At 74.8% G+C, this 23874-nt stretch carries 11 protein-coding genes; 8 read left to right on the forward strand and 3 right to left on the reverse strand.

Going from position 1 to position 23874, the window contains the following annotated elements:
* Positions 1–176 precede the first annotated feature (176 nt).
* Positions 177–764, reverse strand: coding sequence for a MarR family winged helix-turn-helix transcriptional regulator (locus V6V47_RS15320; protein ID WP_334628874.1), 588 nt, complete (start codon positions 762–764; stop codon positions 177–179).
* A gap of 102 nt (positions 765–866) precedes the next feature.
* Between V6V47_RS15320 and V6V47_RS15325 the strand changes: the two genes are divergently transcribed.
* The 3 genes from V6V47_RS15325 to V6V47_RS15335 all read left to right on the forward strand — a co-directional run bounded on the left by V6V47_RS15325 (position 867) and on the right by V6V47_RS15335 (position 4367).
* Positions 867–2456, forward strand: coding sequence for an LLM class flavin-dependent oxidoreductase (locus V6V47_RS15325; RefSeq protein WP_334628875.1), 1590 nt, complete (start codon positions 867–869; stop codon positions 2454–2456).
* Positions 2457–2517: 61 nt separating this feature from the next.
* On the forward strand, positions 2518–3114 hold the full coding sequence (locus V6V47_RS15330) for an ArsR/SmtB family transcription factor (protein ID WP_334628876.1): 597 nt from the start codon (positions 2518–2520) through the stop codon (positions 3112–3114).
* A complete protein-coding gene (locus tag V6V47_RS15335; protein ID WP_334628877.1) occupies positions 3111–4367 on the forward strand; it encodes an MFS transporter in 1257 nt (418 codons plus the stop codon). The genes V6V47_RS15330 and V6V47_RS15335 overlap by 4 nt, the downstream gene beginning before the upstream one ends.
* A gap of 46 nt (positions 4368–4413) precedes the next feature.
* Here V6V47_RS15335 and V6V47_RS15340 read toward each other — a convergent pair whose 3' ends face one another.
* The gene (locus tag V6V47_RS15340; RefSeq protein ID WP_334628878.1) at positions 4414–5106 is read right to left on the reverse strand and encodes an alpha/beta fold hydrolase; all 693 of its coding nucleotides are present in this window, start codon (positions 5104–5106) and stop codon (positions 4414–4416) included.
* 146 nt (positions 5107–5252) lie between these two features.
* Positions 5253–5666 carry an MmcQ/YjbR family DNA-binding protein gene (locus tag V6V47_RS15345; RefSeq protein WP_334628879.1) on the reverse strand — a complete coding sequence of 138 codons (414 nt, stop codon included), beginning with the start codon at positions 5664–5666 and terminating at the stop codon, positions 5253–5255.
* Between the two features lie 255 nt (positions 5667–5921).
* On the opposite strand from V6V47_RS15345, the gene V6V47_RS15350 reads away from it, so the two are divergent.
* From V6V47_RS15350 to V6V47_RS15370, 5 genes are read left to right on the forward strand one after another with little or no spacing between them, the layout of a single operon-like run.
* Positions 5922–7694, forward strand: a complete 1773-nt coding sequence (locus V6V47_RS15350) for a non-ribosomal peptide synthetase (protein ID WP_334628880.1) — start codon at positions 5922–5924, stop codon at positions 7692–7694.
* On the forward strand, positions 7691–10792 hold the full coding sequence (locus V6V47_RS15355) for an amino acid adenylation domain-containing protein (protein ID WP_334628881.1): 3102 nt from the start codon (positions 7691–7693) through the stop codon (positions 10790–10792). Before V6V47_RS15350 ends, V6V47_RS15355 begins: the two co-directional genes overlap by 4 nt.
* Complete coding sequence (locus V6V47_RS15360) at positions 10728–11540, forward strand: thioesterase domain-containing protein (RefSeq protein WP_334628882.1); 813 nt, start codon at positions 10728–10730, stop codon at positions 11538–11540. The genes V6V47_RS15355 and V6V47_RS15360 overlap by 65 nt, the downstream gene beginning before the upstream one ends.
* Positions 11537–11884, forward strand: coding sequence for a phosphopantetheine-binding protein (locus tag V6V47_RS15365; protein WP_334628883.1), 348 nt, complete (start codon positions 11537–11539; stop codon positions 11882–11884). Before V6V47_RS15360 ends, V6V47_RS15365 begins: the two co-directional genes overlap by 4 nt.
* Positions 11877–23810: a non-ribosomal peptide synthetase/type I polyketide synthase gene (locus tag V6V47_RS15370; RefSeq protein WP_334628884.1), complete on the forward strand. Its 11934-nt coding sequence runs from the start codon at positions 11877–11879 to the stop codon at positions 23808–23810. Before V6V47_RS15365 ends, V6V47_RS15370 begins: the two co-directional genes overlap by 8 nt.
* The last annotated feature ends 64 nt before the right edge of the window (positions 23811–23874 follow it).

The following is a 23874-nucleotide window of genomic DNA, read 5'->3' on the forward strand; positions in this document are numbered from 1 at the left end:
GGAAGGCCGGGGGGGCGGGCGGGGGGGGGCCGGACCGGGCGGGGGGGGGTGGGGTCGGGGTGGGGCGGACCGGGTCGGGGTGGGGCGGGTCGGGTCGGGGTGGGTCGGGTCGTGGCGTGGCGTGGCGGGTCGTGGCGGGTCGTGGCGTGGCGGGTCGGGGTGGGTCGGGGGACGGTTCAGCCGTGACGGCGGGCGCGGGTGGCCGGCGTTCGGCGCGTGGGTGCGGACGCCGCCGATCCGCCTGGGGCCGGCGGGGCCGGATCGGGCTTCACCTGCGCAACCACCTCGCAGAGATCGCGCAGCGGGTCGACGGCCTGGGTCGAGCAGGCGACCTGTTGAAGCAGCCCCCGCAGCGTCGCGGACTCGGCCGGCGTGAGCGCCGCCAGCAGGTGCGACTCGAGCTGCCGCAGCGTTAGCCGGCGCTGCTCCCAGGCCGTACGGCCAGCGTCGGTGACGTCCACCAGCCGGCTGCGCCGGTCGGCCGGGTCCGCCCTGCGGGCGACGAACCCGGGCCGCTCCAGGTCGTCGATGACGTAGGTGAGCACCGTCCGGTCGATGCCGAGCTCCTCGGCGATCGCGCCCTGGTTGCGAGGCGGCCCTTTGATTGCGGCGGTGAGCACCTGATAGCCGCGCGGGCCACCGGGGAAGTCGACGAGCGCGTGGTCGGCCGCCCGGACATAGCCGCGGAAGACGATCCCGAGCATCCAGCCCAGGTCGTCGTCGAGCGGATCGGGCCGGTCCCGCGCATCGGTGGCACCCGTCATGCCTCGACAATAGCGCAGTGACCAAGACCTTATTGGCAGTAGATGTTCTGCATGGCATAAGGTTTAGGTCATGACGCATCACGCGACACGGGGGGCTTGCCGATGAGCGACTACGGCCACGACCTGGTCTTCGGATCGTTCACCACTCCGCGCAACGACGATCCGGACCGCACCGTCGGTCTCGCCGTGCTGGCTGAGCAGGTCGGGCTGGATCTGGTCACCTTCCAGGACCACCCGTACCAGCCGGGCTTCCTCGACACCTGGACGCTGCTGAGCTACGTCGCGGCGCGGACCGATCGGGTGCACCTCTCGGCGAACGTCACGAACCTGCCGCTGCGTCCGCCGGCGGTGCTCGCCCGCAGCGTGGCCAGCCTGGACCTGCTCAGCGGTGGCCGGATCGATCTCGGCCTCGGCGCGGGGGCGTTCTGGGAGGCCATCGAGGCGATGGGTGGCCAGCGACTGACCCCCGGGCAGGGCGTACGGGCGCTGGAGGAGGCCATCGAGGTCATTCGCCAAGTCTGGGACGCCGAGGCGCGCGGCGGCGTCCGTGTCGACGGCGAGTTCCACCGCGTGGTCGGTGCCAAGCGTGGCCCCGCGCCCGCTCACGACGTGCCGATCTGGCTGGGCGCGTACAAGCCGCGCATGCTCGGGCTCACCGGTCGCCGGGCCGACGGCTGGCTGCCGTCGCTGGCCTACCTCCAGCCCGGCGACCTGGCCAAGGGCAACGCGATCATCGACGACGCGGCCCGGGAGGCCGGGCGCGCGCCGGAGGACGTCCGCCGGCTGCTCAACATCTCCGGGCAGTTCTCGGCCACCGGGCGCGGTCCGCTCCAGGGGCCGGCCGAGCAGTGGGCGGAGGAGCTCGCCGATCTGGCGCTCAGCGAGGGCATCAGCACCTTCATCTTCGCTGGCGACGACCCCGATGATCTCCGGCGCTTCGCCGGCGAGGTGGCACCGGCCGTACGCGAGCTGGTCGCCGCCGAGCGCGCGAGCGACTCGGCGACCGAGCGCACGCCGGCGCGTACCCCGGCTCCGGAGCCGGCTCCGGTCGTCTCGCCGACGGCACGGACGGCGCGCCCGAAGGTGGTCGGCGGCGCCTTCGCCGTGGTGCCGACGCCGGACGATGGTCGGCGCCGCAGCGACCGGAAGGTCTGGGACGAGTCCGCCCGCCCCACGGGGCCCGTGCCCGACCCGACGCGCACCTACACCGCGCACGAGCAGGCCAACGGCCAGCACCTGGTGCAGGTGCACGACCACCTGCGCAGCGAGCTTGCCCAGATCCACGACCTGATCGAGCAGGTCGCGGCCGGTGAGATCGACGCCGGCGCGGCCCGCTCGCACATCAACACGATGACCATGCGGCAGAACAGGTGGACGCTCGGGACCTACTGCGAGTCCTACTGCCGCGTCGTCACCACCCACCACACCATCGAGGACCAGGCTCTCTTCCCACGGCTGCGCCAGCGCGACCCGCGCCTCGCGCCGGTCGTCGACCGGCTGGAGCAGGAGCACCACGTCATCCACGACGTGCTGGAGGGCGTCGACCAGGCCCTGGTCGCGTACGTCGGGGCCACGGACGGGCTGCCCGAGCTGCGCGCCGCGGTGGACCTGCTGACCGATGCCCTGCTGTCCCACCTCAGCTACGAGGAGCGCGAGCTGGTCGAGCCGCTGGCCCGGCTGGGCGTGAGCTGACGGCGGCGCCCCGGCTCACCCCGGGGTTGCCCGGTTTGACGTGAGAGACTACTTTCGAAACATGTCTCTCACGAATCCGTACGGGGATTTCGAGATCACCGAGCCGCAGGCGCTGCGGGCGCTGGCCCATCCGGTCCGGCTGGCCATCCTCGACCGGCTGCAGCGGCACGGCCCGGCCACCGCCACCGGGCTGTCCCCGCACGTCGGCGCCACGCCCTCGGTGGTGAGTTGGCACCTGCGGCACCTCGCGACGTTCGGCCTGGTCACCGACTGGGAGGGCGCCAGCAGCAAGCGAGAGCGCTGGTGGCAGGCGGCGGCCCGGGGCTTCCGCTTCACGCTGCCCGACGACGCCGAGGGGCAGGCCGCCGGCCGCCAACTGCGGGGGGAGATGTTCGCCCGGTCCGCCGAGGCGCCGCAGCAGTGGCTGCTGCACGACGAGCCACGGCTGGACGACGAGTGGCGTGGCGTGGCCGGGGTGGCCGACACCCAGTTCGTGGCCACCGTCGACGAGTTGCGGCAGGTAGAGACCGCGATCGAGGAGTTGCTCGCCCCGTACGTGCGGCGCAAGGGCGAGCCCGCACCGGCCGGCGCGCAGGTCGTCCGGATGCTGCGCTACCTGCTGCCGGAGCCCGGCGACGACGACCCGGCCGCGTCGTGACCACCGTCAGCGCGGCACCCACGCCGGCCCTGCACCGCGACCGGCGGTTCCGCACCTTCTGGATCGGCGAGACGATCTCCCAGTTCGGTGACCGGGTCCGGGAGTTGGCCCTGCCACTGATCGCCGTCACCCTGCTCGCCGCGACGCCCACGCAGGTCAGCGTCCTCACCGCGCTGATCTGGCTGCCCAACCTGCTGGGCCTGGTGCTGGGAGCGTGGGTGGACCAGCGCACCCGCAAGCGCCGGCTCCTGATCATCGCCGATCTGCTCCGCGCGGTGGTGCTGCTCAGCCTGCCGGTGGCCTACCTCTTCGACGCGGTCACCCTCACCCAGCTCTACCTGGTGGCTCTGCTCACCGGCGCCGGCGCGGTGCTGTTCGCCATGGCACAGCAGGCGTTCTTCGTCGCGCTGGTGCCGCGGTCGGCCTACATCGACGCGACCAGCAAGTTGAGCCTGAGCCGCGCCGCCTCGTCGGTGGCCGGTCCGGCTGTCGGCGGCGGGCTGGTCCAGTTGCTGACCGCGCCGTTCGCGATCGTCGTCGACGCGGTGTCCTTCCTGGGCTCCGCGCTGCTGATCAGCCGCATCCCGGTCACCGAGGCGCCCCCACCGCCGCAGCGAGTGTCCACCCTCAGCCTGGTCCGCGAGGGGCTCGCGTTGGTGCTGCGTCACCCCGTGCTGCGCGCCGCGCTCGGCTGCACCACCACCGTCAACTTCTTCACCTTCATCGCCGCCGCGCTGCTGATCCTCTACGCCAGCCAGGACCTCGGCCTGTCGGCCGGCGCCATCGGCATCGCGTTCGGCATCGGGGCGTTCGGCGGGCTGGCGGGCGCGGCGCTGGCACCCCGGATCTCCCGTGCCATCGGGTTGGGGCGTACCGCGATGCTCGGCGCGGTGCTCTTTCCCGCGCCGCTGGCGCTGACCGCGCTGCTGACCGGCCCGACCTGGGCCAAGGTGGGCATGCTGGCGGCCATCGAGGTGGTCTCCAGCATCGGGGTGATGTTGATGGACGTCAACCTGAACGCCCTCCTCGCCGCGGTCACGCCCGACGACGCGCGAGGCCGCCGAGCGGGTGCGTACAGTGCCGTCAACTACGGCATCCGGCCCCTCGGCGCGCTGGTCGGCGGCGCGCTCGGCACCACGATCGGGCTGCGGCCGACGTTGGTCGTCGCCGGCCTGGGCGGCGTGCTCGCCGTGCTCTGGCTGGTCGCGTCGCCGGTGCGCCACATCGCCAGTCTGGACGAGGCGGCAACCTGATTCGGGCGGGCGGTGGGGCGAGCGCCCGCCCCACCGCCCGCGCAGGTCAGCTCGCTGCTGCCAGCAGCAGGCGGGCCAACTCGGCGGGCTGGGAGACCATCGGCCAGTGGCCGGTCTCCATGGTGACCAGCCGCCAGTGCTCGCTGGTCAGCAGCTTGGCCACGGTGTCGTTGGGCTCGGGCCCGTCGAGCAGGCACTTGATGTACGTGGCGGGCAGATCGTCCAGCGGACGGGTCAGCACGGCCGGTTCGGTCAGCGCGCCGCCCGGGTGCGGAGTGGCGCCCGCGATCAGCCGAGCGGCCTGCTCGTCGGTGAGGCCCTGACCGTCGAGGTCGGCCGCGCCCAGTGGCCAGTAGCCGTTGTTGTCGGCGATCAACGATGTCAGCGCCGCCGGACCCTGCCACCAGCGAGAGGCGAACGACTCGCCGTCGACGGGCACCTCCGAGTCGACGAAGACCACCCGGGTCAGCCGATCGCCGATCCGCTCGGCGGCCTGACCCACCGGGATGCCCGCGTAGCTGTGCCCGACCAGCACCACGTCGCGCAGGTCGCGCCGCTCGATCTCGCCGACGATGTCCTGCACGTGGGTCTGCTGCCCGGCGGGCAAGCCCTGCTTCTCGGCGAGGCCGGAGAGGGTCAGCGGATGCGTGCCATGGCCAGCCACGCGCAGCGGCGGCAGGACCTCGTCCCACGCCCACGACCCCAGCCAAGCGCCCGCCACCAATACGAATTCTGCCATGCGCAGACCCTAGCCGGAACCTCCGACAGTGCCGGGGGATCGACCCGGTGGCCCGGCGGCACCGACCTCGCTCCCGCGGTATCCCGGGCCACAGCGCGCGAAACCGCCGGTGCGGCGTCGCGCACCTGCCCGGCGCAGCCGCTCGGTCAGCCGGTGGGCCGGTCGACCAGGGCGGCCAGCCGCTTCGGGGCGAGCAGGCAGTAGCTCTCGGTCAGCAGTTCGGCGACCTCGGCCCAGTCGGTGTCGTCGGCCACGACCATCCCCAGCACGGTCGGGCTCCAGTCCGGCTTATAGAAGGGGTGCCCAACGGCCATGAGCGCGGCGATCTCTTCCGGCGGCGACCGGAAGGTCAGCAGGCAGGCCGGGCGGTCCAGCTCGGCGGCGCGCGCGTGGACGGCCTGGTGCTCGGGGTCGACGGTGAGCACGTGGGCGATGGTGCGTTTGCGGATGCGCCAGCGGGTGCCCACCCAGGCCGGCTCCTCGTAGCTCTCCGGCAGGCCGAGGCAGATCGGCCGTAGTCGGTCGAGGACCTCGGGCGGCACATCTCCGGGTGCGGTCACGGTCAGCGACCCTAACCGGGCGGTGTGACAACTTCAGCTCGTCGATGCCCCGCATGGACCAGACGAGGACGTCAATAGACCTACGTGCACGAAATTGGGGGCGATCGCATCCACAGACATCGGTCTCGGCTGATGGCCGTGACACCGACAGCGATGTCAGGATGGCTCCTGGTAACAGATTTTGCCACGCCGTTACGCGCCGTCGTCGTCGCGTAGACCGGGAGCCGATGTCGTGATCCGACCAAGCGGACAGCTGTGACCGCCGTTCCGAACGCCGGCCCGGGCCGTCCCACCAGTGTTCCCGCCGAGGTGCTGCGGCGGGCCGCCGCGTACCCCGAGCGACCCGCGGTCGTCGACCGGCACGGCGTCCTGCGCTACCGCGACCTGGTGAACGCGGCGACCGTCCTCGCCGGCGCTCTCGCCCGCGAGCTGCCGCCGCCGGCCGCCCCGGGGCACCCGGACGCGGGCTCGGTGGTGGCCGTACTGCAACCGCGTACCGCCGCCGCGGTGGTCGGGCCACTCGCCGCGATGTTCTGCGGTGCCGCGTTCCTGCCGCTGGACCCGGGGCTGCCCCCGGCCCGGATCGCCCGGATCCTCGCCGATGCGCAGTGCCGGGTCGCGGTCGCCGCCGACGAACTGGTCGACCTGCTGCCCGCCGAGGTCACCGCCGTTCGTGCCGGTCGGGAGGAGCACCTGCGGCTGCCCGACCCGGACGACCTGGCGTACCTGATCGCCACCTCGGGCTCGACCGGCCAGCCGAAGCAGGTCGAGGTCGCCCACCGCAGCCTGTGGACGGTGCTCGACTGGTACGCGCGGTTCTTCCGCCTCGACCCGGGCGTCCGCTGCGCGGCCTTCGCCGGCCTGGCCTTCGACGCCGCCCTGCTGGACCTCTGGGCGCCGCTGATCCGCGGCGCGACGGTGGTGCTCGCCGACGAGGAGGTCGCGCGGGACCCGGAGCGCATCGCCGAGGTGCTGCGCGAGGTGGACCACTGCTTTCTCAGCACTCCGCTGGCCGAGCAGCTGCTGCGCTCCGGGGTGGACACCGGCCGGCTGCGCACCCTGGCCACCGGGGGTGACCGGCTGCGTCTCTGGCCACCCGTCGGGTTCGGCGCGGCGGTGCACAACCTGTACGGCCCCACCGAGGCCACCATCCTGGTCACCGCCACCGGTGACCTACGCCGGTACGCCGACCGCGGCGTCCCGCCGCCGATCGGCCGGCCGGTCGCGGGCGCCCGGCTGACCCTCGACGGCGCCGGCGACGGGGAACTGGTGATCGGCGGACCGGTGCTGGCCCGGGGTTACCGGGGGGTGCCCACGACGACCGCCGGGGCGTTCGTGACCGGCCCCGACGGGGTGGCGCGGCAGTACCGCACCGGGGACGTCTGCCGGCGCGACGCCGCGGGTGACCTGCACTTCATCGGGCGTGTCGACAGCCAGGTCAAGATCCGTGGCCAACGGATCGAGCTGCGCGAGGTGGAGAGCGCCCTGCTCGAGCTGCCCCGGGTCGGTCAGGCCGCCGCCGGCACGGTGCACCGCGCAGGAGCGCCGCTGCTGGTGGCCTGGGTGACCGGCGCGGTCACACCCGAGGCGGTACGCGCGGGTCTGCGCGACCGGCTGCCCACGGCGATGGTGCCGCACACGGTGGAGATCCGGGACACCCTGCCGCTGACCGCGAACGGCAAACTGGACCGGGCGGCGCTGCGCGGCGACACCGAACGGCGCTGGTCCGCCGAGGAGGCCGCCTCCGTTCCGCCGGCCGAGTCGGCCGCGACCGATCCCGCCGGGGCCGCCGTGGCCGAGGCGTGGCGCGCCGTCCTCGGCGCGCCACCGCGCCCCGAGGACGACTTCTTCCTGGTCGGTGGGGACTCGCTGCTCGCGGTGCGGCTCACCGCCCAGCTCCGGCAGGGGCTGCGGATCGAGGTACGGGCCGCGCTGCTCTACCAGCACCGCCGGTACGCCGACTACCTGGCGGCGGTGCGGGCACTGGAGGACGAGGCGGCCGTGGACGGGGCCGGTGCGGCGCGGTGACCGGCACCCTGCTCACCCGCCTCCTCGCCGCCGGCCGGCGACGCCCCGCGACGATCGCCGTGCACTCCGACGCCGACAGCGTCAGCTGGGGACGGCTGCTCGACCTGGCCGGCCGGTACGCGGCGGGCTACCGGGGGTACGGCGTCGGCCCCGGCGACCGGGTCGGGGTGCTGCTCGAACCGGGACCCCACGCGGTGGCCGCGGCCATCGGCGCGTTCGCGGTGCGGGCCGCGTACGTGCCGTTGGATCCGGCCCAGCCGCCGGCCCGGATCGGCACGCTGCTCGACGCGGCCGGCCCGCGACTGGTGGTGGCCGAGTCCACCCTGCCCGGTCGAGCCGTGCTCCGTCCCGCCGCCGTGGTCGGGCGACCGGGGATGCCGCTCGCGGACTTCGGGGCGCCCTCCGACGTGGCGTACGTGGTGCACACCTCCGGCTCCACCGGCCTACCCAAGGCCGTGCAGGTCGAGCACGCCAACCTGAGCAACCTGCTCGTCGAGCTGGACGAGCGGGCCCCGGTGCCGACCGGGCACATCGGCAGCTGGTGGACCCGGCCCTCGTTCGACGTCGCGGTCTGGGAGTGCTTCGCGCCACTGAGCCGTGGCGGGAGCGTCCGGGTGGTCCCGGAGGCGGCCCGGCACGACGGCGCGGCGTTCGCCGCCTTCCTGGACGTCACCGGGGCGCAGAGCGGCTACGTGCCGCCCGCGTTCCTGCCGGAGCTGCTCGCGCTGCTGCGCGCCGAGCCGGGCGCGTTGACCGGCCTGCGCCGGTTGCTGGTCGGGGTGGAGCCGATCCCTCGGACACTGCTGGAGGCGATCGCCCGCAGCCGGCCCGAGCTGACCGTCGTCAACGGCTACGGCCCGGCCGAGACCACCGTCTGCTGCACCCTCTACGTGGTGCCCCGGCACGGCGCGGCGGCCGGCGAACGTACCCCGATCGGCACCGCGGTCCGCGGCACCGCGCTCCTGCTGCGCCACGCCGACGGGTCGCACCACCGCACCGGCACGGGGGAGTTGGTCGTCGCGGGGGCGGCGGTTGCCCGAGGCTACCTGCGTCCGCCGGTCGGCCCGTCGGCGTTCATCACGGACCCGACGCAGCCGGACCGGCGGGCCTACCGCACCGGTGACCTGGTGCGCACCCTGCCCGACGGCAACCTGCTCTTCCTCGGCCGGGTCGACCGGCAGGTGAAGATCCGGGGCTTCCGGATCGAACCCGCCGAGGTGGAGGCGGTGCTGCGCGGCCTGCCCGGGGTGCGGGACGTGGTGGTGGCCGCACGGCGGCTTCCCGACGCCGGTGATGTGCTGGTGGCATACCTGACCGCCGAGCCGGGCGCTGGGCTCACCGAACGCACCCTGCGCGGGTACGCCGCCGAGCGGTTGCCGGCGTACGCGGTGCCGGCGGCGGTCCTGCTGCTGCCCCGGCTGCCGCTCACCCCGCACGGCAAGTACGACCACGACCGGCTCGCCGCCCGTCCGCTGCCCGGTCTCGCGTCCGAGGGCCCGACCGCGTCCACGGCCCAGAACGGGCCCGCCGTTGCCGCGCCTGCGGATGTCCCGCCGGCCGGCGACCCGGAGCGGGGCCCGCTCGCACTGGTGCTGGCCGCCTGGCGGCGGGTGCTGCCGGCGCGCGACCTCCGGGCCGAGGACAGCTTCATCGCGCTGGGCGGCACCTCGTTGGGTGCGACCCGCGCGGCGGCCTGGCTGAGCGAGCGCACCGGCGTGGCGGTGAGCAGCGCCGCCGTGCTGCGGGCGGCCGACGCCGCCGAGCTCGCCGAACGGCTCGTAGCATCCACCGACGCAGGCCGGGACCGGCGCGGACCGGTCGGCGCGCGGCGCGGGCCGCTGACCCCCGAGCAGCTCGGCCTCTGGCTGCACGACGAGCTGCACCCAGGCAGCAACCTCTACTGCGAGCCCGTCGTCTTCGGCACCGATGCGCCGGTGGACGTACCCCGGCTGGTCGACGCGCTACGCCGGGCGCTGTCCGCGCATGCCGCCTTCGGTGCCGGGCTGCGGCTCGTTGACGGCCTGCCGGAGTTGGTGCTCGACCAGCATCAGCCGGAGGTGGAGGTGTGCCGCCTCGTCGATTGCGCGGCACTCGACGCCGCCGTGCGGGCCCGCGCCGAGCAGCCGTTCGACACCTCGGTCGACCCGTTGGTGCGCTGCGCGGTGCTGACCGCCGGCCGGCGTACCGAACTCGTGCTGGTCTGGCACCACCTGGTGGTCGACGCCTGGTCGCTGCAGCTGTTCCTGGCCGACGTGACCCGCTGCCACGCCGATCCGACCTTCTCGCCCGCGCTGCCCGCCACGACGGTGTGCGACCTCGGGCTGCGCCGGTCGGCGTGGACGGCGGGCGAGGAGGGGCGGGCGGCGGTCACGGCCGCCGTGGCGCGCGTCCGGGACGTACCGGAGCTGGTCCCGACCGCACCCGTTGAGCGGACCGTGCTGACCCGGCCGGTACGGGCGTCCGCCGCCACGCTGTCCCGCCCCGGCGGCGGCACCGCCACCGAGGTGGTCGCCGCCGCGTACGCCCGCGCCCTGGGCAACCTGCTGGGCCGGGACACCGTGCTGATCGGCTGCGCGAGCGGCACCCGCCGGGCCGCCGACGAGTTCGAGGTCGCCGGGTACGCGGTGAACACCGTCCTGCTGCGCTGCGACGACGTGCGTACCGGTGACTGGGCCGACCTGGTCGACCGGGTCGGCGGGCACCTGCGTCAGGTGGTGGCCGAGCAGGCGCCGTTCGCCGCGGTGGTCCGGGAGGTCCGTCGGGGCACCGGCGCGCGGCCGGGGTCGTACCCGGCCTGCTACCTGGACTCGGTGGAGGAGCCGGAGCTGGTCACCGGCGCGCTCACCTGGCAGCGGCGGAAGCTGCACCGCACGGCGAACCGCTTCCCGCTCTGCCTCACCCTGCGCCAGACGGCCTCCGGCGAGCTGTCGATCCTCGTCGAGGCCGACGGCGGAGTGCTCGACCCGGCCGCCGCCGCAGCACTCGCCGCCGCCGTCACCGACCAGCTCGAGGCGTACGCACAAGGAGAACCCGATGGCTCGGACGATCGTGTTGCAGCAGGTCGGCGACGGGCGGGCCGGATGCCTGCTGACGGTTGAGTTTCCCGGCGACTCGACCGGCGCCGGGCTGGCCGCGACACTCGCCGCGGCCGAGTCGGCCACGCCGCCCGACGGGCGGCACCAGGTCTGGCGGCTGGACCCGGTGACCAGCGTGGAGCTGGACGGCGGGCTGCCCGACCACGCCACCCTGGCCGGCGCCGCCGCCGCGGAGTTCCTGCGCCACCGGCCGGCCGGCGCGGGTCCGCTCACCGTGGTCGGGTACTGCAGCGCGGCGCTCTTCGCCGGGCACCTGACGCGGGCTCTGGCGGCGGCCGGGTCACCACCCGACGCGTTGGTCCTGGTCGCGGCCACCGTGCCCGACGAACGGACCGCCTGGCGGGAGCACGCCACGCTGCTTCGCAAGCTGACCGGCGAGCCCGCGCCGACGCCACCGGCCGGCCCGGCCGACCCGCACGTGATCGTCCATCGCTGGCGGGCCGAGTTGACCGGGCACGCCCGCGCGTTCGTCGACGCGCAGGGGTTTCCGCCGGCCGAGGCGGAGACCGCGGCGCAGGAGATCGCCGGCCGCTACCTGGCCTGGCTGTGGTTCCTGCTGGACGCCGCGCGGGCCGGCGAGGCGCGGGTGTCCTGCCCGGTCACCGTGCTGGCCGACGACGCCGAGGCCATCGCCCGGTTGCCGCACCGGCCGGCCACCGCGGCCGGCCAGCCGGCACCGGGCCCGACGACAGCACGACAGCACAGCGCCGCCGGCAGGGGAGCCGGCGCGGATGACGGGGGGACAGCATGACGACGGAGGAACGACGGCCCGTCCGGGTCGATGCGATCGAGCGGGTCGTCGCGGACGCCTGGGGCGCGGCGCTCGGCGTGGCGGGGCTCACCGAGCAGGACCACTTCTTCGAGCGGGGCGGTGACTCGCTGGCCGCCGCCCGGATGGCCGCGCAGCTCCGAACCGCGCTGGACGTGCGGTTGCCGCTCAGCGCGGTCTTCGAGCATCCCACCCTGGGCGGGTTCACCGCGGCGCTGCGCGCCGAGCACGGTATGGCCGTCGACGAGGCCGCCGAGCTGTACCTGAGCGTGCTCGCCTGCTCTGAGGCGGACGCCGAGTCTCTGCTCGGACGCCTCGATGACTGACCTGCTCTCACCGCGCAAGGCAGCGCTGCTGGCCGCCCTGCGCGCCCGCCGGGCCGCCGAGGCTGCCGCGGGTGCCGAGGCCGCTGTGGACTCTGCAACCGGCGAGGCCGACCCGAGCGCCGCCGACCCGAGCGCCGCCGACCCGAGCGCCGCCGACCCGAGCGCCGCCGACCCGAGCGCCGCCGACCCGAGCGCCGCCGACCCGAGCGCCGCCGACCCGAGCGCCGCCGACCCGAGCGCCGCCGACCCGAGCGCCGCCGTCGGGGCGGTCACCGGAGACGGGCCGGCGGACGCGGTGGTCTCCGCCGGTCAGCGGCAGATGTGGTACCTCGACCAGGCCGCCCCGGGCGACCCGGCGTACCTGGCGCCGGTGGCGTACCGGCTGCGCGGGCCGTTGGACGTGCCGGCCCTCGGAGCGGCGGTCGACGCCCTGGTGGCCCGGCACGAGCCGCTGCGCACCACGCTGCGCCTGCACGACGGGGACCTCGTGCCGGTGGTCCAGCCACCCGGCAGCGGGCTGCTGCGGGTCACCGACCTCACCGGCCTGGCCGGTGCGGCCCGCGAGGCCGAGCTGACCGCCCGGCTGGCCGCCGAGGCCGCCACCCCGCTCGACCTGGCCGTCGGGCCGGTGCTGCGGGCCACCCTGTTCCGGCTCGCCGACACCGAGCACGTGCTCGTGCTGACCGTCCACCATGTCGCGGTCGACGAGTGGTCGCTGCGGCTCGCCGCCGCCGAGCTGGCCGAGCGGTACGCCGCCGGGCGCGCCGGACGCGCGCCCGAGCTGCCCGAGCTGCCCCGGTCGTACCAGGACTGGGCCGCCGACCAGCGTCGCTGGCTGGCCGGCCCGCAGGCCGCGGCGCAGCGGGACTGGTGGCGCGACCGGCTGGCCGGAACGCCCCCGGTCCCCGAGCTGCCCGGCGGACGAGCTGCCCGGCCGGCCGTGCCCACCAGTGCCGGCGCCACCCGGATCGTGCCGCTGGACGTGCCGGCGGAGCTGCTGCGGGCAACCTGCCGCCGGCTCACCGTCACGCCGTACCAGCTTCTGTTCGCCGCGTTCCAGGTGCTGCTGGCCCGCTGGACCGGCCGGGACGACGTGCCGGTCGGCACCCCGGTCGGCAACCGCCGCGACCCGGCCACCGAGCCGCTGATCGGCCTGTTCGTCAACACCCTGGTGATCCGCGCCGACCTGGCCGGCGACCCCAGCTTCGCGGAGCTGACCGGTCGGGTCCGCGCCGCCGTGCTCGCCGCCCAGGAGCGCCAGGAGCTGCCCTTCGAGGAGCTGGTTGCCGCGGCCCGCCCGGACCGCCGCGCCGGGCACAGTCCGCTGTTCCAGGTGATGTTCCTGTACGCGGACGCGGTCGCGCCGATGCCGCTACCCGGGATCGACGTCACCCCGGTCGAGGTCCCGGCGGCCACCGCGAAGTTCGACCTGACCGTGGCGGTGCGGCCCGGCCCCGACGGCCTGGAGGCCGCGCTGGAGTACCGCTCCGACGTGTTCGACGCCCGCACGGTCGACCGGTTCGCGGCCGGCTTCCGTACCCTCCTCGCCGACCTGCTGGCCGACCCGGACGCCCCGGTGCGTGCCGCCCGGCTGCTCACCGACGCCGACCGCGAGCTGATCCTGCGTACCTGGAACGACACCGCGACCGGCGCGCCACCCGACGGGACGGTGCACGCGCTGATCGAGCGCCAGGCCCGTCGCCACCCCGACGCGGTGGCGGTCGACGACGGGACGCGCACGCTGACCTATCGCGACCTGGACGCCCACGCCGAGGCGCTCGCCGCGACCCTGCGGCGGCAGCGGATCGGCGTCGGCGACCTGGTGGGCATCCTGCTGGAGCGCACCGCCGCGCTGCCCGTCGCGGTCCTCGCGGTGCTCAAGACCGGCGCGGGGTACGTCCCGCTGGATCCGGCGCACCCGCCGGCACGGCTGGGCTGGGTGCTCGACGACACCGCCGCGCCGGTGGTGTTCACCTCGGCCGCGCTGCGCCCACGACTGCCGGACGGTCCGGCCCGGCCGGTCGAGGTGGACCTGACCGCGCCGGCCGCCGACCCCGCACCCGCGGCGTCCGCGTCGGTCGGCCCCGACCACCTGGCGTACGTCCTGCACACCTCCGGCTCCACCGGGCGCCCCAAGGGTGTGCTGGTCACCCACGGGGGAGTGGTCAACTATCTGCGGTGGGCCGCTGCCGCCTACCGGATCGGCCCGGGCGACGCGGTGCCGGTGCACTCCTCGATCGGCTTCGACCTGACGGTGACCAGTCTGCTGGTGCCGCTGGCCGCCGGTGGCACCGTGCACCTGCTCGGCGACGACGTCGGCCCGGCGGGGTTGGGCGCGGCGCTGCTCGACCGGACGAGCCCGTACGGCCTGGTGAAGCTCACCCCGGCCCAGCTGGAGATCGTCAACCGGCAGGTCGACGAGGCCGGGGCACCCGGGCGGACCCGGCTGTTCGTGATCGGTGGGGAGAACCTGCGCGCCGACCAGGTCGCGCTCTGGCGGGCGTACGCCCCGGGCACCCGGTTGGTCAACGAGTACGGCCCGACCGAGACGGTGGTCGGCTGCGCGGTGCACGAGGTCGGCCCGGGCACCCCGGAGCACGGCTCGGTGCCGATCGGCCGGCCGATCGCCAACACCGAGCTGTACGTGCTCGACGACCGTCTCGACCCGGTCCCGGTCGGCCTGCCCGGCGAGCTGTACGTGGGTGGGGCCGGCGTGGCCCGGGGCTACCTCAACCGGCCTGGCCTGACCGCCGACCGCTTCGTACCGGACCCGTTCGCCGCCGACGGGCGGAGGTTGTACCGCACCGGCGACCTGGCCCGCTACCGCCCCGACGGCACCCTGGAATTCCTGGGTCGCAGCGACGGGCAGATCAAGTTGCGCGGTCACCGGATCGAGCCCGGCGAGGTGGAGGCGGCGCTGCGTCGACTGCACCCGGGCGGCGAGGTCGCCGTCGTGCTGCGCCGCGACGACCCGGACGACCCACGGCTGGTCGCGTACCTCACCGGCGACCCGGACCCGGCCGTGCTGCGCGCCGGACTGGGCGCCGAGCTGCCGGAGTACCTGATCCCGGCCGCCTTCGTGGGCGTGGCGGCGCTGCCGCTCACCGGCAACGGCAAGCTCGACCCGACCGCCCTGCCCGCACCGACGGCGGACGCCACCGACACCGGGCGTCGGCCGACCGCCAGCGCCACAGCACCAGCGACCGACGGCGACCCGACCGACGACGAGCTGGCTGGGGCCGACGCGACCGGCGGCGGGTTGGGCCGGCCGGCGACGACCGTGGTGTCGGCCGGTGACCGGGCGGCGGCCCGCCGGCTGGTGGCCGAGGTGTGGCGTGCGGTGTTGGGGGTGCCCCACGTCGGTGAGCGGGACAACTTCTTCGACCTCGGCGGACACTCGTTGCGGCTGCTGGCCGTGCACCGGCTGCTGGTCGACCGGCTCGGGCCGGTGGTCACGGTCACCGACCTGTTCCGGCACACCACCGTCGACGCGCTCGCCGACGTGCTGGCCGCTGCCGCGCCGTCGGCCGCCGTGCCGCGTGGTCGGGAGCGTGCCCGGGTTGCGGCACGGCCGATGGAGGCCCCGACCCGGACCGCGCCGCCGGCCGACGCGATCGCCGTCGTCGGGATGGCCTGCCGGTTCCCCGGCGCGCGGACGCCGGAGGAGTTCTGGCGGATCATCCACGACGGCGTCGACACGGTCCGTGAGTTCAGCACCGCGGAGCTGCTCGCCGACGGTGCCGACCCGGCCCTGGTCGACGATCCGGCGTACGTGCGCCGGGGCAGCGAGCTGGCCGACATCGACCGCTTCGACGCGGGCTTCTTCGGCTTCACCCCCCGCGAGGCGCAACTGCTGGACCCGCAGCACCGGCTGCTGCTGGAGTGCACCTGGGAGGTGCTGGAACGCGCCGGGCACGACCCGGAGGCGTACCCGGGGCGAATTGGCCTGTTCGCCGGCTCCGGGCGCAGCACCTATCTGCTGGAACACCTGCTCACCGCACCGGATTTGGTGAACGCGGTCGGCGGTTACCAGCTCGCGCTGAGCAACGACAAGGACTTCCTGACCTCCCGGGCGTCGTACAAGCTGAACCTCACCGGGCCGAGCGTCAGCGTCAGCACCGCCTGCTCCAGCTCGCTGGTCGCCGTGCACCTGGCCCGGCAGAGCCTGCTCAGCGGTGAGTCCGACCTGGCGGTCGCCGGTGGGGTGAGCGTCGTTCCGGCGCAGCGGCAGGGCTACCTGCACCACGACGGCGGCCTGTTCTCCCCGGACGGGCACTGCCGGCCGTTCGACGCCGATGCCCGGGGCGCCATCGCGGCCAGCGGCATCGGGCTGGTCGTCCTGCGTCGACTCACCGACGCGATCGCCGACGGCGACCTGATCCACGCCGTCATCCGCGGCTCGGCGATGAACAACGACGGCGCCCAACGGGCCGGCTACTCCGCCCCCGGCGTCGCCGGTCAGGTCGAGGTGGTCAGCCGGGCGCTGGCCGTCGCCGGGGTGGCCGCGCGCGACATCGGCTACCTGGAGGCGCACGGCACCGGCACCCTGTTCGGTGACCCCATCGAGGTCAGCGCGCTCACCGAGGCGTTCCGGCGGGGCACCGCCGACCAACGGTTCTGCGCGCTCGGCTCGGTCAAGGCGAGCATCGGGCACACCGACGCCGCCGCCGGGGTGGCCGGGCTGATCAAGGCGGTCCTGGCGTTGCGGCACCGCACCCTGCCGCCAGCGGTGAACGTGCGGCGGTCCAACCCGGCGATCAACCTGGCGACCAGCCCCTTCCACCTGCCCGCGCAGGCGCAGCCCTGGCCGGCTGACGGTCAGCCCCGCCGGGCGGCCGTCAGCTCACTGGGGATGGGCGGCACCAACGCGCACGTGGTGCTCGAGGAGGCGCCCGAACGGGCCACCCCGGAGGCCCCGCCGACACCGGCCGGACCGGAGCTGCTGGTGCTCTCCGCGCGGACGCCCGGCGCGCTGGACCGGGCCACCACCGCGTTGCGGGGGCACCTCGGGGCGTACCCCGACCTGGAGTTGCCGGACGTGGCGGCGGCGCTGGGCCGACGGCATTCGATGGCATACCGGCGGGCCGTGGTCTGTGCCGACCGGGCCGACGCCGTCGACGCGCTGGCCACGCCGGAGCGGCTGCTCAGCGCCGCACCCGAGCGGACCGACGCCGAACTGGCGTTCGTCTTCCCGGGGTACGGGGCTCAGCACCCGGGGATGGGCGCCGGGCTGTACCGCGCCGAGCCCGGCTACCGGGCCGTGGTGGACGAGTGCGTGGAGCTGCTGCGTGAGCCGCTCGGGCTGGACCTGCGCCGAGTGCTCGACCCGGGGCCGGACGACCTCGACGCCGCGCTGCGGCTGCTGGCCGAGCCCCGGATCAACCAACCCGCGCTCTTCGTCACCGAGTACGCGCTGGCTCGGCTGCTGCTCGACCGGGGGCTGCGGCCCGCGCTGATGCTCGGGCACAGCCTCGGCGAGTACGTCGCCGCCTGCCTCGCCGGGGTCTTCGACCTCGCCGACGCGCTGCGGCTGATCTGCGCCCGCAGCCGGCTGTCCCAGTCCACCGAGCCGGGGGCGATGCTCGCCGTCGCCCTACCCGAGGCCGACATCGCCCGGCTGCTCGACCCGGAGGTGGCGCTCGCGGCGGTCAACGCGCCCGAGCTGTGCGTGCTGTCCGGCCGGCCGACGGCCCTCGACGCGGTGGCCGCCCGGCTGCGCGCCGAGCAGGTCGAGTGCCGGCCGCTGCCCGCCGACCGGGGCTTCCACTCCGCGCTGCTCGATCCGGTGCTCGACGAGTTCCGGGTCGAGGCCCGCCAGGTCACCTACCGGGCACCCCGGCTGCCGTACCTGTCCAACGTGACCGGTGCGCCGGTCACCGTCGAACAGGCCACCGACCCGGAGTACTGGGTGCGGCACCTGCGCGGCACCGTCCGCTTCGCCGACTGCGCCGCGCTGCTGGCCCGAGCGGAGTTGGTGGTGGCCGAGGTTGGCCCGGGGCACACCCTGGGCGGGCTGGTCCGACAGGCCGGCGTCGCACCGCACCGGGTGGTGCCGGTGATGCGCCACCCCCGCGCCGACGGCGACGACCAACGGATCGCGCTGACGGCGGTCGCCCGGCTGTGGCTGGCTGGCGTGCCGGTGGACTGGTCGACCTTCCACCGTGGACCGCGGCGCCCGGTGGAGCTGCCCACCTACCCCTTCGAGCGGCAACGGCACTGGATCGAACGCGGCGTACGGACACAGCCCGCGAGCGGCAGCGCCGCCGCGCCCGCCGCGGTGGCCGAGCCGGAGCCGACGGACCTGTCGACCGGCAACCGGCCGGCGTTGCCGACGGTCTTCGTGGCACCCCGCGACCCGGCCGAGCGGGCGGTGGCGGAGATCTGGACCGAGCTGCTGGGCATCGCACCGGTCGGCGCGCACGACGACTTCTTCGCGCTGGGCGGGCACTCGCTGCTCGCCACCCAGCTCGTCGTACGGGTGCACGCCCGGCTCGGGGTGGCGCTGCCGATCGAGGCGGTCTTCGCCACGCCGACCGTCGCTGGCATCGCCGCCGCACTACCCGTTCCCGTCGGGCCGGCGGCCAGCGCGACGCTCGTCGTCGCGGCCGAAACCCAGCCACTCGAGCGCATCCCCCGTGGCCCGGCCGGCTCGGCGCCGGTCTCCTCCGGCCAGCGCCGGCTCTGGTTCCTCGAACAGGTCCACGACCAGGTGGCGTACGTGGCGTTCGCCGCCCTGCGCCTGCACGGCGACCTGCGGGTGGACGTGCTGGGCGCCGCGCTCACCGAGCTGGTCCGCCGGCACGACGTGCTGCGCACGGTGTTCGAGCCCGGGCCGGACGGCGGCGACCCGGTGCAGGTGGTCCGCCCCGCCGAAGAGGTGCCGCTGTCCGTACGGGAGCTGCCCGCCGGCCCGCCCCACGCCGACCTCGCCGAACGGGAGCGCGTCGCGCTGGTGGCGGTGGCCCGTGAGCCGTACGACCTGGCCAACGGTCCACTGTTCCGCCCGGTGCTGTTCCGCAGCGCCCCCGACCGGCACGTGTTGGCGCTCGGCATGCACCACATCGTCTCCGACGGCTGGTCGCTCGGGGTGATCCGCAACGAACTCGGCGCCCTCTACGACGCGTACCTGGCCGGCGCGCCATCGCCGCTGCCCGAGCTGTCGCTGCGGTACGCCGACTACGCCCGCTGGCAGCGGGACCGCGCCGACGCCGACGCGGGCCTGGCCTACTGGAGGCGGCAGCTCGCCGGCGCGCCCACCGCCGTGGAGCTGCCCACCGACCGGCCCCGACCGGCGGTGCAGTCCTTCGACGGTGCGGTAACCCGGCGCACCCTGCCGCCGGAGCTCACCGAGCAACTCCGCGACCTGGGCCGACGACACGGCGCCACGCTGTACATGACGGTGCTCGCCGCGGTGCAGACGCTGCTGTTCCGCTACACCGGTCAGCGCGACATCTGCGTCGGCTCGCCGGTCGCCGGCCGGGTCCGGGCCGAGCTGGAACCGTTGATCGGCTTCTTCCTCAACAGCCTGGTGCTGCGGACCACGCTGGAGAGCGGGTGGAGCTTCGGCCGGCTGCTCGAGGACGTCCGCCACACCGCGTTGGCCGCGTACGACCACCAGGAGGTGCCCTTCGAACGGGTGGTGGACGCCCTCGACGTGCCCCGCGACCTGAGCCGCAACGCGCTGTTCCAGGTGATGGTGAACCTGCTCAACCTGCCGGACGAGCCTCTGACGATGGGCGGGCTGCGCGCCGAGCCGCTCAGCGTGGAGAACGGCACCGCACAGGTCGACCTGACCCTCTACGCGTACGACCGGCCGGAGGGGCTGCTCTGCTGCCTCGAGTACACGACCGCGCTCTTCGACGAGGCGACCGCGCAGCGGATGCTGACGCACCTGGAGCAGTTGCTGCGCGGGGTGGTCGCCGAACCGGACCGACCCCTCTCGGACGTGGAGATCCTGACCCCGACCGAGCGGCAGCAGCAGGTGACGGCCTGGAACGACACCGACCGGCCGGTGCCGGCGGTGACGCTGACCCGGTTGGTGCAGGAGCAGGTGGCCCGCACCCCGGACCGGCCGGCGGTCACCTGCGGCTCGACCACCCTGACGTACGCCCAGCTCAACGTGCGGGCCAACCGGCTCGCCCGGCGGCTGCGCCGGATCGGGGTGGCCCGGGGCGACACCGTCGCGGTGTCGCTCGAACGGTCCGCCGACCTGCTGGTGGCGTTGCTGGCCGTGCTCAAGGCCGGCGGCGCGTACGTGCCGCTGGACCCGTCGTACCCCCTGGACCGGCAACGGTGGGTGCTCACCCACAGCAAGGCCGCCGCGCTGGTCACCGAGGCCGGACCGACGGAGTCCTTCGCCGACTTCGCCGGCCCGGTGCTGCGGGTCGACGACCCCGGCGCCGCCGTCGAGTCCTGCCACGACCTGGAGCCGGTCACCGGACCGGAGGACCTCGCCTACGTGCTCTACACCTCCGGGTCGACCGGGCGGCCGAAGGGGGTCCGGGTCAGCCACGCCTCGGTGGTGAACCTGCTGACCGCGATGGCGCACACCCCCGGGCTGGACGCCGACGACACCCTGGTCGCGCTGACCACGTTCGCCTTCGACATCTCGGTGCTGGAGCTGTTTCTGCCGCTGATCGTGGGCGCCCGGGTGGTCGTCGCCGGTCGGGACGTCGGCTACGACGCCGGCGCGCTGGCCGAGCTGTTACGCGCCGAGGGGGCCACCGTGCTCCAGGCCACCCCGGCCACCTGGCGGCTGCTGCTGGCCGCCGGCTGGTCCGGGCAGCCGGGCCTGCGGGCGCTCTGCGGCGGGGAGGCGCTGCCCGCCCCGCTGGCCCGCGAGCTGGCACCCCGGGTCGCTGAGTTGTGGAACATGTACGGCCCGACCGAGGCGACCATCTGGTCCACGGTGGCCCGCATCGGCCGGGACGCCGACGTCACCATCGGCCGTCCGATCGCCAACACCCGCGCGTACGTCCTCGACTCGGCCTTGCGGCCGGTGCCGGTGGGGGTGGTCGGCGAGCTGTACCTCGGCGGCGCCGGGGTGGCCCGGGACTACCTCGACCAGCCGTCGCTGACCGCGGACCGGTTCCTGCCCGACCCGTTCGGGGACCGGCCCGGCGCCCGGCTCTACCGCACCGGTGACCTGGCCCGGTACCGCCCGGACGGCCGGCTGGAATGTCTGGGCCGCAACGACTCGCAGGTCAAGGTGCGCGGCTTCCGGATCGAGCTGGGCGAGATCGAGGCGGCCCTGCACCGGCACCCCGCGGTGCGGGAGAGCGCCGTCGTGGTCCGTGACCTGGACGGCGAGCCGGCCCTGGTCGGCTACCTGGCGCTGCGCACCGGCGCGGACGACCCGGGCCCGGGCGGCTGGCGGACGTTCCTGCGCGACTGGCTGCCCGACCACATGGTGCCGGCGGTGTTCGTGCGGCTCGACGCGCTGCCGCTGACCGCGAACGGCAAACTCGACCGGGCCGCGCTGCCGGCGCCCGAGCGCGGCGGGGCTCGTACCGGCGTCGAGTTGGCCGCGCCGGCCACACCGGTGCAGGCCGCGCTCGCCGAACGCTGGGCGCAGGTGCTCGGCTACGACCGGGTGGGCATCGACGACGACTTCTTCGACCTGGGCGGGGACTCCTTCACGGCGATCCGGGCGCTCGCCGGCACCGAGCCGCCGATCAGTGTGCTCGACCTGTTCCGCCACCCCACCATCCGAGGGCTCACCGCCGACCTCGACGGGGACGCCGGCACGCCGGGGCGGCTGCTGCACGAGCTGACCCCGTCGCGGAACGCCGCGCCGGCGGTGACCGTGCTCTGCGTACCGTTCGCCGGCGCCGGTGCGGTCATCTTCCAACCGTTGGCCTCGGCCATGCCCGACCAGGTGGCCCTGCTCGCGCTGCAACGACCCGGGCACGACCTCAACCGGCCGGACGAGCCGGGCCTGGAGATGGACGAGCTTGTCGACGGCTGCGTCGCGGAGGTGACCGCCGACGTCAGCGGGCCGGTGATCATCTACGGGCACTGCATGGGTGGCGCCACGGCCGTGGAGCTGGGTCGGCGGCTGGAACTGGCCGGCGTCGACGTGCGCCGGGTGGTCATCGGCGGGCACTTCCCGGCACCCCGACTGCCGGGCCGGCTCGCCGGCTGGTTCCGGCGGATCTTCCCGCTCGAGCGGTGGACCTCGAAGCGGCACGCGCTGGACTTCCTGCGCGCCATGGGTTTCTTCACCGACGTGCTGACCGAGCGGGAGAAGGACTTCCTGATGACGGTCTTCCTGGCCGACACCCGGGTGGGGGAGGAGTACTACACCGGCGCGTACGCCACCGGGCCGGCGAACCGGCTGACCACGCCACTGGTCTGCGTGATCGGCACGAAGGACCGAGCCACCGAGCTGTACGAGGAACGCTATCTGGAGTGGACGTACTTCGCCGACACGGTGTCACTGCGCACCATCGAGGGTGCGGGCCACTACTTCCAGAAGCACCAGGCAACTGAACTCGCCGACATCATCCTGGCCGAGCCAGCGGCACCGGCCGTTCCCGAGCCGGAGTCCCGGAGCGTCGGGCAGGCCGAGAGCGGGCTCGGGACGTTCTTCGCCGTCGCGTTCGGGCAGCTCGTCTCGCTGATCGGCACCGGGCTGACCGGCTTCGCCCTGGCGCTCTGGGTCTACCAGCGCACCGGCTCCATCTCCTGGTTCGCGTTCGCGTCGGTGCTGGCGCTGCTGCCCGCCGTCGTGCTCTCCCCGATCGCCGGCGCGGTGGCCGACCGCTGGAACCGCCGGCTCGTGATGATCGCCGCGGACGCCTTCGCCGCGTGTGGCACGGTCACCCTCGCCGTGCTGCTGTGGATTGGTCGAGCGCAGCTCTGGCACGTCTTCGCGGCGCTCACGGTCAGCGCGATCGCCACCGCCTTCCAGCAACCCGCGTACCTGGCGGCGGTCACGCAGCTCGTACCCAAGCGGTACTACGGCCGGGCCAACGGCATCATCTCGCTCGGCGCGGCCACCGGCACGGTGCTCGCGCCGCTGGCCGGCGGTGCGCTGGTGGTCGCCATCGGGCTGCGCGGCATCGTCCTGCTCGACCTGGCCACCTTCGCCATCGCCGTCGGCATCATGCTGGCCGTGCGCTTCCCGGACACGCTGTTCAAGAAGCGGGAGGAGTCCTTCGGCCAGGAGGTGATGGGTGGCTGGCGGTTCATCGCCCGCCGGCACGGGCTGCTCGCGATGATCGTGCTCACCGCCACGCTGAACTTCTTCTTCGCCGTGGTCGAGGTGCTGGCCACCCCACTGACCCTGTCCTTCGGCGACCCGTCGGTGCTCGGCATGGTGCTCGCCGCCAGCGGTGGCGGACTGCTGGTGGGCAGCATCGCGATGGGTGTCTGGGGCGGCACGGCCCGACGGATGACCGGCATCCTGTCCAGTGTGCTGCTGCTCGCGGTCGCCATGGTCACCGTCGGTCTGCGGCCGGAACCGATCTTTCCGGCGCTCGGCCTGTTCGGCCTCGGGCTGACCTCGGCGCTGGTCAACAGCCACTGGTTGGCGATCGTGCAGGCCAAGGTGGGGCTGGAGTTGCAGGGTCGGGTGCTGGCCACCACCCTGATGCTCTCCTGGCTGATGGTGCCCGCCGGGTTCCTCTGCGCCGCCCCGCTCGCCGAGCGGGTGTTCACCCCGCTGGCCGCGACCGGGGGCGACACCGGGCAACTGCTGGGTGTCCTGATCGGGCACGGGCCGGGCCGGGGCATCGCGCTGACCGCCGTCGCCGCCGGCCTGTGCACCCTCGCGCTGGCCGTGGTGGGGTGGGCGTACCGGCCGATCCGGCGGCTGGAGGACGAACTTCCGGACGCCGACCCGGGCACCGTCGTCAGCAGCGACAAGGACCGGATCCAGGAGTTGGCCGACCGCCGGCTGGCCGAACTGGCCGGCCGCCGTTGACCCGGGTGCCAGTGGTGTACGCCCGGTGTATCCGTCAGGATGGGCCGGGGGCGACGCCGGGCTG

It is taken from the genome of Micromonospora sp. CPCC 205539 (assembly GCF_036906815.1).
Classification (GTDB): domain Bacteria; phylum Actinomycetota; class Actinomycetes; order Mycobacteriales; family Micromonosporaceae; genus Micromonospora.